General features: G+C 44.0%; 17 protein-coding genes. 8 read left to right on the top strand and 9 right to left on the bottom strand.

The window, feature by feature from the left end; all coding sequences use genetic code 11:
• Positions 1-75: 75 nt before the first annotated feature.
• The 3 genes from bslm_RS17925 to bslm_RS17935 all read right to left on the bottom strand — a co-directional run bounded on the left by bslm_RS17925 (position 76) and on the right by bslm_RS17935 (position 2,651).
• On the bottom strand, positions 76-1,434 hold the full coding sequence (locus tag bslm_RS17925; protein ID WP_046381516.1) for an MFS transporter: 1,359 nt from the start codon (positions 1,432-1,434) through the stop codon (positions 76-78).
• On the bottom strand, positions 1,434-2,003 hold the full coding sequence (locus tag bslm_RS17930) for a hydrolase (protein WP_003227761.1): 570 nt from the start codon (positions 2,001-2,003) through the stop codon (positions 1,434-1,436). Before bslm_RS17930 ends, bslm_RS17925 begins: the two co-directional genes overlap by 1 nt.
• A gap of 183 nt (positions 2,004-2,186) precedes the next feature.
• On the bottom strand, positions 2,187-2,651 hold the full coding sequence (locus bslm_RS17935; RefSeq protein WP_082098084.1) for a hypothetical protein: 465 nt from the start codon (positions 2,649-2,651) through the stop codon (positions 2,187-2,189).
• A 281-nt stretch (positions 2,652-2,932) separates the two neighbouring features.
• Here bslm_RS17935 and amtB point away from each other — a divergent pair, with 281 nt between their 5' ends.
• The 3 genes from amtB (at position 2,933) to bcrC (ending at position 5,273) form a co-directional block, all read left to right on the top strand.
• Positions 2,933-4,147 (top strand): ammonium transporter AmtB, encoded by a 1,215-nt coding sequence (gene amtB, locus bslm_RS17940; protein ID WP_003227757.1) that lies wholly within the window; start codon positions 2,933-2,935, stop codon positions 4,145-4,147.
• 11 nt (positions 4,148-4,158) lie between these two features.
• Complete coding sequence (locus tag bslm_RS17945) at positions 4,159-4,509, top strand: P-II family nitrogen regulator (protein WP_003221829.1); 351 nt, start codon at positions 4,159-4,161, stop codon at positions 4,507-4,509.
• Between the two features lie 182 nt (positions 4,510-4,691).
• Positions 4,692-5,273 carry an undecaprenyl-diphosphate phosphatase BcrC gene (gene bcrC, locus bslm_RS17950; protein ID WP_003243362.1) on the top strand — a complete coding sequence of 194 codons (582 nt, stop codon included), beginning with the start codon at positions 4,692-4,694 and terminating at the stop codon, positions 5,271-5,273.
• Between the two features lie 40 nt (positions 5,274-5,313).
• Here bcrC and bslm_RS17955 read toward each other — a convergent pair whose 3' ends face one another.
• Both bslm_RS17955 and spoIIQ read right to left on the bottom strand, forming a co-directional pair.
• Complete coding sequence (locus bslm_RS17955; protein WP_046160944.1) at positions 5,314-5,736, bottom strand: VanZ family protein; 423 nt, start codon at positions 5,734-5,736, stop codon at positions 5,314-5,316.
• A gap of 110 nt (positions 5,737-5,846) precedes the next feature.
• Entirely contained in the window at positions 5,847-6,719 is an 873-nt protein-coding gene (spoIIQ, locus tag bslm_RS17960; protein WP_046381387.1) for a stage II sporulation protein SpoIIQ, read from the bottom strand.
• A 140-nt stretch (positions 6,720-6,859) separates the two neighbouring features.
• On the opposite strand from spoIIQ, the gene bslm_RS17965 reads away from it, so the two are divergent.
• The 3 genes from bslm_RS17965 to bslm_RS21470 all read left to right on the top strand — a co-directional run bounded on the left by bslm_RS17965 (position 6,860) and on the right by bslm_RS21470 (position 8,156).
• Positions 6,860-7,351 carry a GNAT family N-acetyltransferase gene (locus bslm_RS17965; RefSeq protein ID WP_072692832.1) on the top strand — a complete coding sequence of 164 codons (492 nt, stop codon included), beginning with the start codon at positions 6,860-6,862 and terminating at the stop codon, positions 7,349-7,351.
• Positions 7,348-7,866: a DUF5362 family protein gene (locus bslm_RS17970; RefSeq protein WP_046381388.1), complete on the top strand. Its 519-nt coding sequence runs from the start codon at positions 7,348-7,350 to the stop codon at positions 7,864-7,866. Before bslm_RS17965 ends, bslm_RS17970 begins: the two co-directional genes overlap by 4 nt.
• A gap of 158 nt (positions 7,867-8,024) precedes the next feature.
• Positions 8,025-8,156, top strand: a complete 132-nt coding sequence (locus bslm_RS21470) for a hypothetical protein (RefSeq protein WP_069704036.1) — start codon at positions 8,025-8,027, stop codon at positions 8,154-8,156.
• Here bslm_RS21470 and bslm_RS17975 read toward each other — a convergent pair.
• Positions 8,153-8,587 carry a DUF5392 family protein gene (locus bslm_RS17975; RefSeq protein ID WP_003244359.1) on the bottom strand — a complete coding sequence of 145 codons (435 nt, stop codon included), beginning with the start codon at positions 8,585-8,587 and terminating at the stop codon, positions 8,153-8,155. The two genes, bslm_RS21470 and bslm_RS17975, sit on opposite strands and share 4 nt — an antisense overlap.
• 242 nt (positions 8,588-8,829) lie before the next feature.
• Between bslm_RS17975 and cls the strand changes: the two genes are divergently transcribed.
• Positions 8,830-10,278, top strand: a complete 1,449-nt coding sequence (gene cls, locus bslm_RS17980; RefSeq protein ID WP_003243311.1) for a cardiolipin synthase — start codon at positions 8,830-8,832, stop codon at positions 10,276-10,278.
• A 20-nt stretch (positions 10,279-10,298) separates the two neighbouring features.
• Here the strand turns inward: cls and mta are convergent, their stop codons facing one another.
• Positions 10,299-11,072, bottom strand: a complete 774-nt coding sequence (gene mta / locus bslm_RS17985; protein ID WP_046381389.1) for a transcriptional activator Mta — start codon at positions 11,070-11,072, stop codon at positions 10,299-10,301.
• Between the two features lie 144 nt (positions 11,073-11,216).
• On the opposite strand from mta, the gene bslm_RS17990 reads away from it, so the two are divergent.
• The gene (locus bslm_RS17990; RefSeq protein ID WP_003227738.1) at positions 11,217-11,600 is read left to right on the top strand and encodes a DUF5362 family protein; all 384 of its coding nucleotides are present in this window, start codon (positions 11,217-11,219) and stop codon (positions 11,598-11,600) included.
• A gap of 34 nt (positions 11,601-11,634) precedes the next feature.
• Here bslm_RS17990 and bslm_RS17995 read toward each other — a convergent pair whose 3' ends face one another.
• Together bslm_RS17995 and bslm_RS18000 are read right to left on the bottom strand one after the other, a co-directional pair.
• Entirely contained in the window at positions 11,635-12,276 is a 642-nt protein-coding gene (locus bslm_RS17995; protein WP_003227736.1) for an NAD(P)-dependent oxidoreductase, read from the bottom strand.
• A gap of 67 nt (positions 12,277-12,343) precedes the next feature.
• A complete protein-coding gene (locus bslm_RS18000) occupies positions 12,344-12,745 on the bottom strand; it encodes an Rrf2 family transcriptional regulator (RefSeq protein WP_003227734.1) in 402 nt (133 codons plus the stop codon).
• Positions 12,746-12,843: the final 98 nt, after the last annotated feature.

Here is a 12,843-nt window from a genome sequence, read left to right on the forward strand (position 1 = left end):
GATATACAATTTTCCCGTTTGTATTTGAACAGCTTAAACAAGAAAAAGAGACAGACCTCAGAGCCCGTCTCTTTCTCAAGATGCAGTTTTCATTAATGCAGCAAACCTCACAGCCATTAACAGGCTTGCTCCGCCCGCTATGATCATAATGATTCCCATCATATCAAAATGGGCTGCCGTGATTTCTTCACCAAAAAGAATGCCAAGGATCACCGAAGACAAAATCGATCCTAGGTAACGGCAGGTTTGAAACAGGCCTGAAGTCGTTCCTACCATGTTGGAAGGACTCGTTTCCAGCATCGCTGCCTGAAGCGCGACATTGCCCAGTCCGTAGCCTATACCCAAGAGCGACAGAATGAGGCCTTTACCGATGGTCTGGACATTGATAAAAAAGATGGTTAAGAGCACGGCTCCAGCCGTCATCAAAAGCGCTCCCGCAAAGATCGGCTTGACGACACCAGATCGGTCGATCCATTTGCCGGTTAGAGGTGACACAACGATGCTCATTCCAGACATAAACAGCATAAACAGGCCGCTCGTTTGAACAGAAAGATGCATTTCATCCTGAAAGTAACTTGGCAAACCAAAAAATAAACAATAGAAGAAAACATTCAATAAAATAAACTGAACATACACGGCTGACAGGTTTCGCTGTGTTTTAAACAGACGGACATCAATAAACGGCTTATCCGTTTTCAGCTCGCGCCAGACAAACGCACAGAGCAGAAGCAAGCCAAGCACACCTTCAACCGCATGCGGCGACGTGCTGAACGACAGCAAAAAGGATAGAAGGAAAATGATTCCCCCGGCAAATAAAACAATTCCAAGAATATCGAGCTGCCGAATAATGGTTTTGATTCCTGCCCCTTTTTTCTGATCTTTCGGGAACATATACAGGCCCAATAAGAAGCTGAGGATAATAAACGGCAAATTAACGATAAAGATCGCCGGCCAGCCTCCCCATACAATCAAAAACCCGCCGGCTGTCGGCCCCAGCGCCGTCATGGCGGACGCAAAAATAGAGAGTACAGCCAAGGCTGAAGCTTGGCGCTCATGAATATGATTCCGAATCAAGCCGACACCTGACGGATAAATCGCACTGCTCCCCACCGATTGAAACAGCCGCATGACCAATAATGTCATAAACGTCGGCGCAAACGGCGCCCCGATGGCAGAAACCGCAACAAGAATAAGCCCGAATAAAAACAAGCGTTTCCGCCCAATCAAATCACCGAGCTTTCCCGTTACGGGCTGCGCTACGGCACTCGCCAAGTAAAACGAGGAAATCAGCCAGGAAACCGTTGTAAACGAGAGGTGAAACTCATGCTGGATGCTATGGAGCGCAAGAGAGATCATAGACGAGTTCAGCGGATTCAGCATTGTTCCCGAAGCCACAGCTGTTAAAAAAACAGCTCGGCTTTTTTTCGATAACATCATTTCACTTGTTCCAGAAACTCTTCCGTTGTCCGCGATTTACCGATTCTCGGGAAAATAAAGCGCAGTGTGGCTTCATGCTCTTCATCGCTAAATGTGGACATGGCATCTGTAATAAAAATCTGCTGATAGCCAAGCTGAAATGCCTCCCGTGCTGTGCTTTCCACCCCGATATTCGTTGCGATGCCGCACAATACAATCGTATCAATGCCGCGACGTCTCAGCTGCAAGTCTAAATCTGTGCCAAAAAAAGCACCCCATTGCCGTTTTGTCACAGTATAATCGCCATCCTGCACACCGATTTCCGGAACAAATTCGGCCCAGTCCGCCGGCATTTCCCCTGAACCTCCCTGCGCAGGCTCATCCGTTTGCGGCTTCAGGGCGTCCGCTCCATCATGAAAGGCTACATTTACAAAGCTGATGAACCCGTTATGTTTCCGAAATTCATCTACGAGCTTTTTCGCGTTCGGGACAACCTGGCCGCTTTGATCAATCGGCACAATCCCCTTTTGTAAATCAATGATAACCAATGCTGTTTTTTGAAAATCAATGTTGAGTGTATTCATCATACGTCTCCTCCTGATACTGTTAGTGTTTCTCACATTGCATATTTTACTCTTCACACTGCCTAAGTTCTTTTATGATGCTTGTGAAATTCTCAGAAGGAACGTTTTCTCATGATTTTTCTTTTATGTAGTAGTAACAGGTTGTGCATACGAACAAACCGGCAAGCACTGTAATCATAAGGGGCGTCATCGCTTCATCACCTGCCTGCTGTCTATCGGTTCCTGCCTGAAAATGCCCATGAATTTGCGGCGGTCCATCCAAAGCAGGATAAGACACATAACCATTAATATCGTGCTAAGATCCTGCACGCCAATATCAAAATAATAGTTAATCAAGACGATGTTCACAATAATGGGCATAAAAATAACCGCCCCTAATGCAGCCGTTCGCGGAATCAGTAATAAAACAGCTGCCAGGATTTCACCAAAACCTATAAACAGTTCATAGACATGAGAATAACCGAAAAATGTCCACACGATCGTAAACCCCTTCCCGGCAGCCGCCTCGATTTCAGGCGTCACCTCGCCAAACTGGCCAATTACCACTTTCGCCAGACCGTACACGAAAAAATTAAAGGCTAAAAACAATCGGAACGTCGCGGGAATCGACTTGCGTACCGCTTTCCTCAGCCTGCCGCCTTTCTTCATCATACATCCCCCTCAGTGTATTATTTGATATAGTACACTTAATACAGTATAGAGTATTCTAATTAATGTCAATTCCCTTTTCAGCTCATATGAATAGCTTCTTTTATAGATACAAAGTCTTATATCGTAAAAAATGCCGTTCTCCTTTCTTTCCGTCCCTCGATAACATTCCTTAAAAACCATGTCAGGAAATCTTACATGAAAATGTTTTATCATTCTTTTTTCTCTATAATGAAGAAATATAATAATTGCTTTTTATTCTGAAAGATACGGAGGAATGAGACATGCAAATGGGCGATACAGTTTTTATGTTCTTTTGCGCTTTACTCGTGTGGCTGATGACCCCGGGATTAGCGTTATTTTATGGAGGAATGGTAAAGAGCAAAAATGTGCTGAGCACTGCCATGCACAGTTTCTCTTCCATTGCCATCGTTTCCATCGTTTGGGTGCTGTTCGGATATACACTTGCCTTCGCACCAGGCAATTCAATCATCGGCGGGCTGGAGTGGGCCGGCCTCAAAGGGGTCGGATTTGATCCGGGAGATTACAGCGATACCATCCCCCACTCGTTATTTATGATGTTCCAAATGACGTTCGCCGTTCTGACTACAGCGATTATTTCCGGGGCCTTCGCAGAGCGGATGCGATTCGGCGCTTTTCTTTTATTCTCGGTTTTATGGGCCTCTTTGGTTTACACACCCGTAGCGCACTGGGTATGGGGCGGCGGCTGGATCGGCCAGCTTGGAGCGCTCGATTTTGCTGGCGGCAATGTTGTTCATATTTCCTCCGGTGTGGCAGGACTTGTTCTTGCCATTGTGCTCGGCAAACGGAAAGACGGTACAGCGTCTTCTCCGCATAACCTCATTTACACCTTCTTAGGAGGAGCTTTGATTTGGTTCGGCTGGTTCGGCTTTAACGTCGGCAGCGCTTTGACTTTAGATGGTGTAGCCATGTACGCGTTCATCAACACAAACACCGCGGCTGCAGCCGGGATCGCCGGCTGGATCTTAGTAGAATGGATCATTAACAAAAAACCGACAATGCTCGGAGCGGTATCTGGGGCAATCGCCGGGCTTGTCGCCATTACGCCGGCTGCCGGATTTGTCACACCGTTCGCTTCCATTATTATCGGCATCATCGGCGGAGCTGTTTGTTTCTGGGGAGTATTCTCGCTTAAAAAGAAATTCGGATACGACGACGCGCTTGACGCCTTTGGCCTGCACGGGATCGGCGGCACATGGGGCGGAATCGCAACAGGATTATTCGCAACAACCTCTGTTAACTCAGCGGGCGCAGATGGGTTATTTTACGGTGATGCAAGCTTAATCTGGAAACAAATCGTCGCCATCGCCGCCACTTATGTTTTTGTATTTATTGTCACTTTCGTTATTATTAAAATTGTAAGCCTCTTCCTTCCCCTTCGCGCAACTGAAGAAGAAGAGTCACTTGGGCTTGACTTAACGATGCACGGGGAAAAAGCATATCAAGATTCTATGTGAGGAGTGACGCTATGAGCGGTCAAATGTTCAAGGTAGAAATTGTAACGCGTCCGGCAAATTTTGAAAAGCTGAAGCAGGAACTCGGAAAAATCGGAGTGACCTCTCTGACTTTCTCCAATGTACACGGCTGCGGCCTTCAAAAAGCACATACGGAGCTCTATCGAGGGGTAAAAATAGAAAGCAATGTATACGAGCGTTTAAAAATAGAAATTGTGGTCAGCAAGGTTCCTGTTGATCAAGTGACTGAGACCGCTAAAAGGGTGCTGAAAACGGGATCACCGGGTGACGGTAAAATATTTGTCTATGAAATCAGCAATACGATCAACATCCGCACAGGCGAAGAAGGACCTGAAGCACTTTAATATCGGTACGAGATTCGGACACTCCGGATCTCTTTTTTTTGTGCACAGAATCCCCCCCAGAAACCGCGATTCCTCTTCGAATTCTCTTCAAGCGCCGTTATTTCAGACAATCTCTATTTTTATTTGAAACTTTTCATGAGTAAGATTAGTCTACTAAATATAAAAATGTAAAAGGTGATTATTTGAACTACGAAATTTTTAAAGCAATCCATGGACTATCTCATCACAATTCAGTTCTCGATTCCATTATGGTCTTCATCACGGAATATGCCATTGTCGCCTATGCCCTTATCCTATTGGCAATCTGGCTGTTTGGGAACACACAAAGCAGAAAACATGTGCTATACGCAGGCATCACAGGAATTGCAGGCCTTGTGATCAACTATTTGATTACGCTTGTTTATTTCGAACCGCGCCCGTTCGTTGCGCATACAGTGCATACACTGATTCCGCATGCTGCGGATGCTTCATTTCCAAGTGACCATACGACAGGTGCATTAGCGATTTCTATTGCGATGCTTTTCAGAAACCGCAAAATCGGCTGGCCGCTTGTCATTTTTGGGCTTTTGACAGGCTTTTCGAGAATTTGGGTGGGACATCACTATCCGGTAGATGTATTGGGCAGCCTCGTTGTCGCCATCATTATCGGGTTCCTTTTCTTTAGATTTTCAGATCTGCTCCGCCCGTTCGTCGATTTGGTCGTGAGGATCTACGAAGCCATTATCAATAAACTGACGAAAAAACCAACCGATCAAAATTTCTAAGAAAGACAAAAGCCGGCGTCTTTAACCAAGACAGCCGGCTTTAATATTTCTCATACATCTCTTGTTTTCTTCGCTTCGCCAACACATATAAACCATAAAACAATCCAATTCCAACAGCATCGATGAGCACATCCCGGATACAACCATTCCTGCTGAAGAAGAGCTGAAGAACTTCTGTGAAAAAAGCAAACGCGAATGAGCCGGCTGCAGCTGATCTTATGCTGCCCCGCTGTCTCCATAGCAAATATGTCAGCACAAAGAAGGAAAACACGTGTCCGATTTTTTGAATAAACGCTTCAGGGACAGTAAGCTCAGTAAAATCCATAACTAAAAATTGAGACAGATCAGGGTGCGGCTGAAAATGAAAAGCCACCGTTTGCGATACGACCATGCCGCTGAAGCTTTCCGTACAGACAGAAAGCAGGATAAAAAAGATCCAGCCTGCGAGCAATAGGCGGTTCATGACATAACCTCCTTTATAACGTACGTGCCTACATGTAACTACATAGACGGTAAAACAAAGCAAAAAGTAACAGAAAAAAACGCCCATCACAAGGATAGACGTTTTCTTCATTAAGACTGTTCAGTGTCTTCTGTTGTGCTGCTTTCTTTGGAACCAGATTTGTCAGTTGAATCATCCTTTTTCTCACCGGATTTTTCTTCTGTTCCTTTTTCAGTTGATCCGTCCTTTTTCTCGGAAGATTGCTGAATGGATTCCTCTGTTTCTTGGGTGGTAGCTTTTTCTTCAGCTGCTGCTGCTTTTTCAATAGAAGAAACTGGTTTGTCCATAAAGTTTAACGGATTCATTGCGACCCCATCTTTACGGATTTCAAAGTGCACGTGGTTTCCGCTGTCTTCACTGTAAAGGTTCTTGCCAGATTTTCCGATCACTTGATTTTGTTTTACTTTGTCACCTTGCTCAACGCTTACTTCGGAAAGAGATTGATACACAGTCGATAAACCGTCGGCATGTTCTACTTCCACAACATATCCCAGCACTGGATCTTTTTCAGCTTTAACAACCGTACCGCTCAGAGAAGCAGAGACATCGAAATCTTTTCCGTCTTTCTCAGCTAAGTCAATTCCTTTGCTTAGGCTGTACGTGTTATTATAGGTAACGAGTGCTGCTTCTTTCTCTTCTTTTGCGGCATCGGTTTCATAGAACTTTTTCACAACAGAAACGTTTTCAGAATCAACAACCGGCATTGCGACATTTTCCATTGACTTTCCTACTTCAACTGCATCGTCGTTGTTGTCATATGCGGAGTTTCCGCCGTTATCAGCCAACTGATCCTTTACCTCATCATTTGATACTGATTGATACCAAAGGACAGCTGTTAAAATGACGGCCGCACTGACTAAGTAAATTGCAGGGAACACCCAGCGTTTACGAAAAAACTGCTGAAGTTTTTTGACTTGAGAAGTTTTCTTTTCTTCCTCTCTCATTGTTTCATCACCTCAGCAACATTCTGAACACTTTTCTGAAAATATATACAACCTATCCAAAAAAACTTTTTTAGATGTAGTTTGCACAGACTGAACGAAAATATGTATTTTTTTGAGAGGAGTGCCAAAAACATATGAACATGACATTGCGTCTTGCTGAACATAAAGACTTGGAGGCTGTTGTGGCGATTTATAATTCAACGATTGCTTCTCGAATGGTAACAGCCGATACCGAACCGGTAACTCCTGAAGACCGGATGGAATGGTTTTTGGGACATACAGAGTCACGCCCGCTCTATGTGGCCGAGGACGAAAACGGAAACGTCGCTGCCTGGATCAGCTTTGAAACATTTTATGGAAGGCCAGCCTATAATAAAACAGCGGAGGTCAGCATATACATTGACGAAGCATGCCGCGGCAAAGGTGTTGGATCATATTTGCTTCAAGAAGCGCTCCGCATTGCCCCGAATCTTGGCATCCGCTCACTTATGGCCTTCATTTTCGGGCATAATAAACCAAGCCTGAAGCTGTTTGAAAAGCACGGGTTTGCAGAATGGGGATTATTCCCCGGCATCGCCGAAATGGACGGGAAAAGATACGATTTAAAAATTTTAGGGAGAGAGCTTTCATGATTAGTCTGGATAAAGATGAAAACGAAATTGAACATCATAATGAAGAAAATAGCCTCGCTGAACAGGAGACTGCACCTGTTGAACAGGAGACCCGCCAGCTGAGCGCCTCCGCTGTCAAGTCGCTATCCGACATTGCCAAGTGGGGAAAAATTTCTGGCATCTTGTTAATCATTATGGGATCGCTGGTCACTCTGACCGCCTTGATGACAGTGATTGGCGCCATCCCGGGCGTACTGCTCATTATTTCAGGCGTATTTTTGATGCGCTCAGCAAAAGCAGCCGCAGAAGCCGAAGGAAATCTAGCCGGCAGCGCTGGCGAAAGCATGCTTGAAAATTACGGAACATTTATAAAAATGCAGCTGTTTTATGCGGCATCCAGTATCGTTACTGTCCTGATCGGGATCATTGTAGCCATTTTCGTGCTGGTGGTAATCGGCATTGCTGCTTTTGAGAACACGCCTTCGTATGAAGATCCGGATTCCTATTATTATGAGGATGATCCGGTGTTTGAATAATGATGAGACAGGACAGGGCATGAGTTCCATATAAACGGAACCATGCCTATTTTATTTGACTATTCAAAGCAGGCCGGCGTAAACACCAAATCCTGAAGCAAGCATACAATAGACATCTCTAGTAAAGGAAATCAACAAAGCAACGCTGTTACCCAGAAATGAATATCAAAAAAACGGATGAAGTCCGAATCAATCCGAAACCGCACTTTTTATTTCGGGTGTCTGCATGCAAAAAAACACACCCGGATCGTCTGGAAAATCTCAACAATCCGGGTGCAGCTCTTCTTTAATACATTTTTTTGCGTCTGTCTTCCTCAGTCAAAAATTCAACAAAACTCCGCATCGCAAAAGGCTCTTCCTTTATTTGTCGTGCGTAAGAGCTTTTCCGCTCTTCTGAAAGGATTTCGCTCTTTTTGATCCTGTTCAGCATATAGATGTGAACCGTTTTTTGGATTTGTTTATGCTGATAGCCTGCCTCTTTAAAAAATGCGAGCCCGAGCGCCGCCAAAAGGGCGAATATGCCTGCGCTGATCAGGGACTCCCTGTCAGCTGAAGCATGAAATAGAAAAGCAGCTAAATTAAAGAGAGAGAATGCAGCAAGCGGAATAGCAAGAAAACGGTAAATGACGGTTTTTTTCATGAAAGGCTGTACGGCCTTTTGAATTTTTTGCATTTCTGTTTTGATGAACCCCGGCATTTGTTCGACTCTGTAAAAGTTCATATAATCCTCCCCCTTTATTTGATGTTTCAAGCTTCACGAACGTTATCATATGTGTTTATTTTAACGCAGGTGCAAGCTGGTTTTAAAGAAATCTGCCCGTATTTTTCACGAAGAATCTGGATCGCCGCTCTTTATTCTTTTAAAATGTGAGTGTTATAATTTGTAATGGGAATCAGATCACTGTTATTCATGGAATACTAATGGCAATCTTCTTGATAAATATGAATGAGCGGGGTTACAAAGTGAGTATTTCTTCCATCCTTTTATCACTTTTTTTCATTTTAAATATTCTTTTGGCCATCATTGTCATCTTCAAAGAACGGCGCGATGCCAGTGCATCTTGGGCGTGGCTGCTTGTTCTTTTCTTTATTCCCGTTTTAGGCTTTATTTTATACTTATTATTCGGCCATAATCTCAGACGCAAGCATTTGTTTCAATGGGAAGACCGGAAAAAGATTGGAATTGAAAGGCTGCTGAAGCATCAGCTTGAAGATTTAGAAACCAAGCAATTTCAGTTTAACAACCGGGCAACCTTTGATAACAAAGATTTAATTTATATGCTGATTATGAATAACCATGCTGTGTTTACAGAGGATAATTCAGTTGACGTCATTACAGATGGACGGGATAAATTTCAGCGGCTGCTGAGTGACATTTCAAAGGCTAAGGATCATATCCATTTACAGTATTATATTTATAAAGGCGATGAATTAGGCAAAAAATTGCGGGACGCTCTCATCCAAAAGGCGAAAGAAGGTGTTCAGGTCAGAGTGCTTTATGATGAACTCGGGTCCAGAACGCTGAGAAAAAAGTTTTTTAAAGAGCTTCGCGAGGCTGGCGGGCATGTGGAGGTCTTTTTCCCTTCAAAGCTCAGGCCGATTAACCTGCGGCTGAATTACCGGAACCATCGAAAGCTTGTGATCATAGACGGTATGACCGGTTATGTCGGAGGCTTTAACGTCGGAGATGAGTATCTAGGGCTTAATCCAAAATTCGGTTATTGGCGGGATACGCATATCCGGCTGCAAGGAACGGCCGTGCACGCCATCCAAACACGGTTCATCCTTGACTGGAACCAAGCTTCTCATCACCATACGCTGACATATATTCCAAATCACTTTCCTGATTACGGCCCAAAAGGCAACGTCGGGATGCAGATTGTCACAAGCGGCCCTGATTCGGAATGGGAACAAATTAAAAATGGCTACATCAAAATGATTTCAAACGCCAAGCGTTCCATTTTGATACAAACACCTTATTTTATCCCAGATGCAAGCCTGCTGGATGCTTTAAGGATCGCTTGCCTTTCGGGCATTGACGTTAACATTATGATTCCGAACAAGCCCGATCACGCCTTTGTATACTGGGCGACACTTTCGTATATCGGCGATCTGCTGAAAGCCGGAGCCACTGTCTATATTTACGATAACGGCTTTATTCACGCGAAAACCATCGTGGTGGATGACGAAATCGCTTCAGTCGGCACAGCGAACATTGATGTCCGAAGCTTCAGGCTGAATTTTGAGGTTAATGCATTTATTTACGATATCACCATTGCTAAAAAACTGGTTTCAACTTTTAAAGAAGATTTGCTAGTATCCAGAAAATTCACCTATGAGGAGTATCTGCAGCGCCCGTTGTGGATTCGAATAAAAGAATCCGTCTCGCGGCTGTTGTCGCCGATCTTATAAGATGTGAAAACCCCCAGCCTTTACGGCTGGGGTTTTTCCTGATGGTCACAGTAAATGATGATCGCCTCCCGCAAAAAAGCGGCAAGACCTTCTCCATATTGATTGATTGAATCGGTAAATCGCTCGTCAGTGATATACACTTCCCCGAGTCCTCTGAAAATGTCGAGTGTGCAATCGTAATGATATTGGCAAATATGATCGCGAAATGCCCCCACTGCGGCCTGAACCTCTGCATCATCGGGCCCATGCTTCATTCGCGCCGCAATTCGTCTGTAAATCGAATCAAATTCAGCCATGATCGTGCGCCAATCATCTGCCGAGTATGCAGATGTCCTTTTCTCTGTTTCTTCTGCGATTTCCTTTCCATACAGCTTTCTGACTTCATCAGCGTATGTCTGCTGGTGCTCTTCAATGTCTTTCATGCTTAATCCGGCAAATAAATCCCTCTTATTCATCGTTTCCCCTCCATCAACGGACAAAAGCGTCCTGTCAATTGTTTGAATCATCTCATCCATTCTTTGTTTTTTCTTCATCAATATCTCCTTTTGCGACTGAAGTGCCGCTTTCCGGTCAAAATTCGGATGATCCAGCATCTCCTTAATCTCATCCAGACGAAACCCGATTTCCTTGAAAAATAAAATCTGCTGCAGTCTTTCCAGGTCTGCGTCACTGTACAAACGATACCCAGCATCAGTAAGCGCTGAAGGATTCAGAAGCCCAATATTGTCATAGTGATGAAGCGTCCGAATGCTAACGCCTGATATCTCCGCCACTTGTTTAACTTGATATTTCATACATAACACCTCCTCTTTTTTATCGTAAACAATCACGCAACGTTAGGGTCAATCCCCAAAATGTTATTTTCTATATACAAAACTTCTCACAAATAGTGTATAAAAGAAAAGTGAGTATTTTTTTGTAAAGGGGAGCCAGTATACATGAATCCTGAAACAATGAACAAAACCCTCATCAGCATTTCGAAATGGGGAAAAGCTACAGGCATTTTATTTATTATTATGGGCGCAATTACCGCGCTTTCAGGCGCGTTCTTTTTTCTAATCGGTGCCGTGCCAGGCGTACTGCAAATTATTTCCGGTATCTTTTTGATGAGGTCAGCTAGGGAAGCAGGCCAAATGGCTGAACACAATAGCGGACAGTCTGAAGACTTAATGCTGGAGAATTACGCGAAATTCGTAAAGATGCAAGGGATTTATTTGATCGTAAGCATTGCTGTATCCATTCTTGCGATTATCGCCTTCTTCATCTTTTTAATGCTTGGGATTGCTGACGGCCTTTTCAGCGATACGTACAGCACTTATTAATGAGAAAAACCCGGAGCTGGCTCCGGGTTTTTTATTATTCCGCTTCGCTTACCACTGTGAAGCGTTCATTTTTGTGTTCGGGATGTTCAAGCTCGTCCAACACGGCAATGGCATAATCTGCATAGCTGATATAGCTGTCTCCTTTTGCATTTACGATGACATTGTCTTTTCCTTTTTGGTAAGAGCCAGTCCGTTTTCCTGCTGGATCAAAAAATGCCGCAGGACTGAGGAACGTCCAGGAAATGGAGTCTGTCTGCTGCAAATCTTTCAGGTTCTCGCCTTGATTTGATGCAGTTGGCAAATATTCTTTCGGAAATTCCGGCGTATCCATTAAACGGGTTGTTTTGGCTTCATCAACAAACAGGCTTCCCGCTCCGCCAACAACAAGCAATCTTGTGTGCTTCGCGTCCTTTAAAATGCTGATGAGTGCTCTTCCTGCTTCAACATGAAGATGTTCTTGGCCGGGTGCTGCTCCAAAAGCGTTTACGACCGCGTCGAAAGGCTTGATGTCTTCCGCAGTCAGTTCAAACACATCTTTTTCCAAAATCGCTACGTCTTGCTCCTGCACTTTTGAAGCGTTTCTGACGATGGCTGTCACTTCATGGCCTCTTTTTTTCGCTTCTTTCAAAATCTCGTTTCCCGCTTTCCCGCTTGCGCCTATAATACCAATTTTCATTTTTCATTTCCTCCTTATTTGTAACAATTTTAGTTACATGTTAGCGGTGAGAAGTCATCCCTTTTGATTAAAAGAGATGATTCATAACATCTTTTAATGACTTGCTTGCCAGTTCATTTTCCATCGCTCTTTGCACACTTTCAAACGTTTCATCCAGAGCGTTCTGAATTTTTTTCCCTACCGGACATTTCGGATTCGGGTTTTCATGAACCGCAAAGAGTTCTTCTTGCTTTTGGACAGCCCGGTACACTTCTAAAAGAGAAATATCAGCAGGATCTTTTTTGAGGCTTGCACCCGGCACCCCGGCGCGTGATGTGAGAATATCAGCTTTTTTCAGCAGGCTGATCATTCTTCGCACAACTACCGGATTCGTGTTGACACTGTCTGCAATGATTTCTGAAGATGTTTTTTCATCCATCGAGATGAGGGATAAAATATGAATGGCAACAGCAAGACGGCTGTTAATCATGTTTTTTCACCACCGTTGTAACTATAATAGTTACATTTGATTCGTTTGTCAACATCTAATATACACTAAATACATGGGTTTTGTGCACCGTTTTTAGT

Origin of the sequence: Bacillus sp. LM 4-2 (genome assembly GCF_000978495.1) — a bacterium.
In the GTDB taxonomy this organism is placed as follows: Bacteria; Bacillota; Bacilli; order Bacillales; family Bacillaceae; genus Bacillus; species Bacillus subtilis.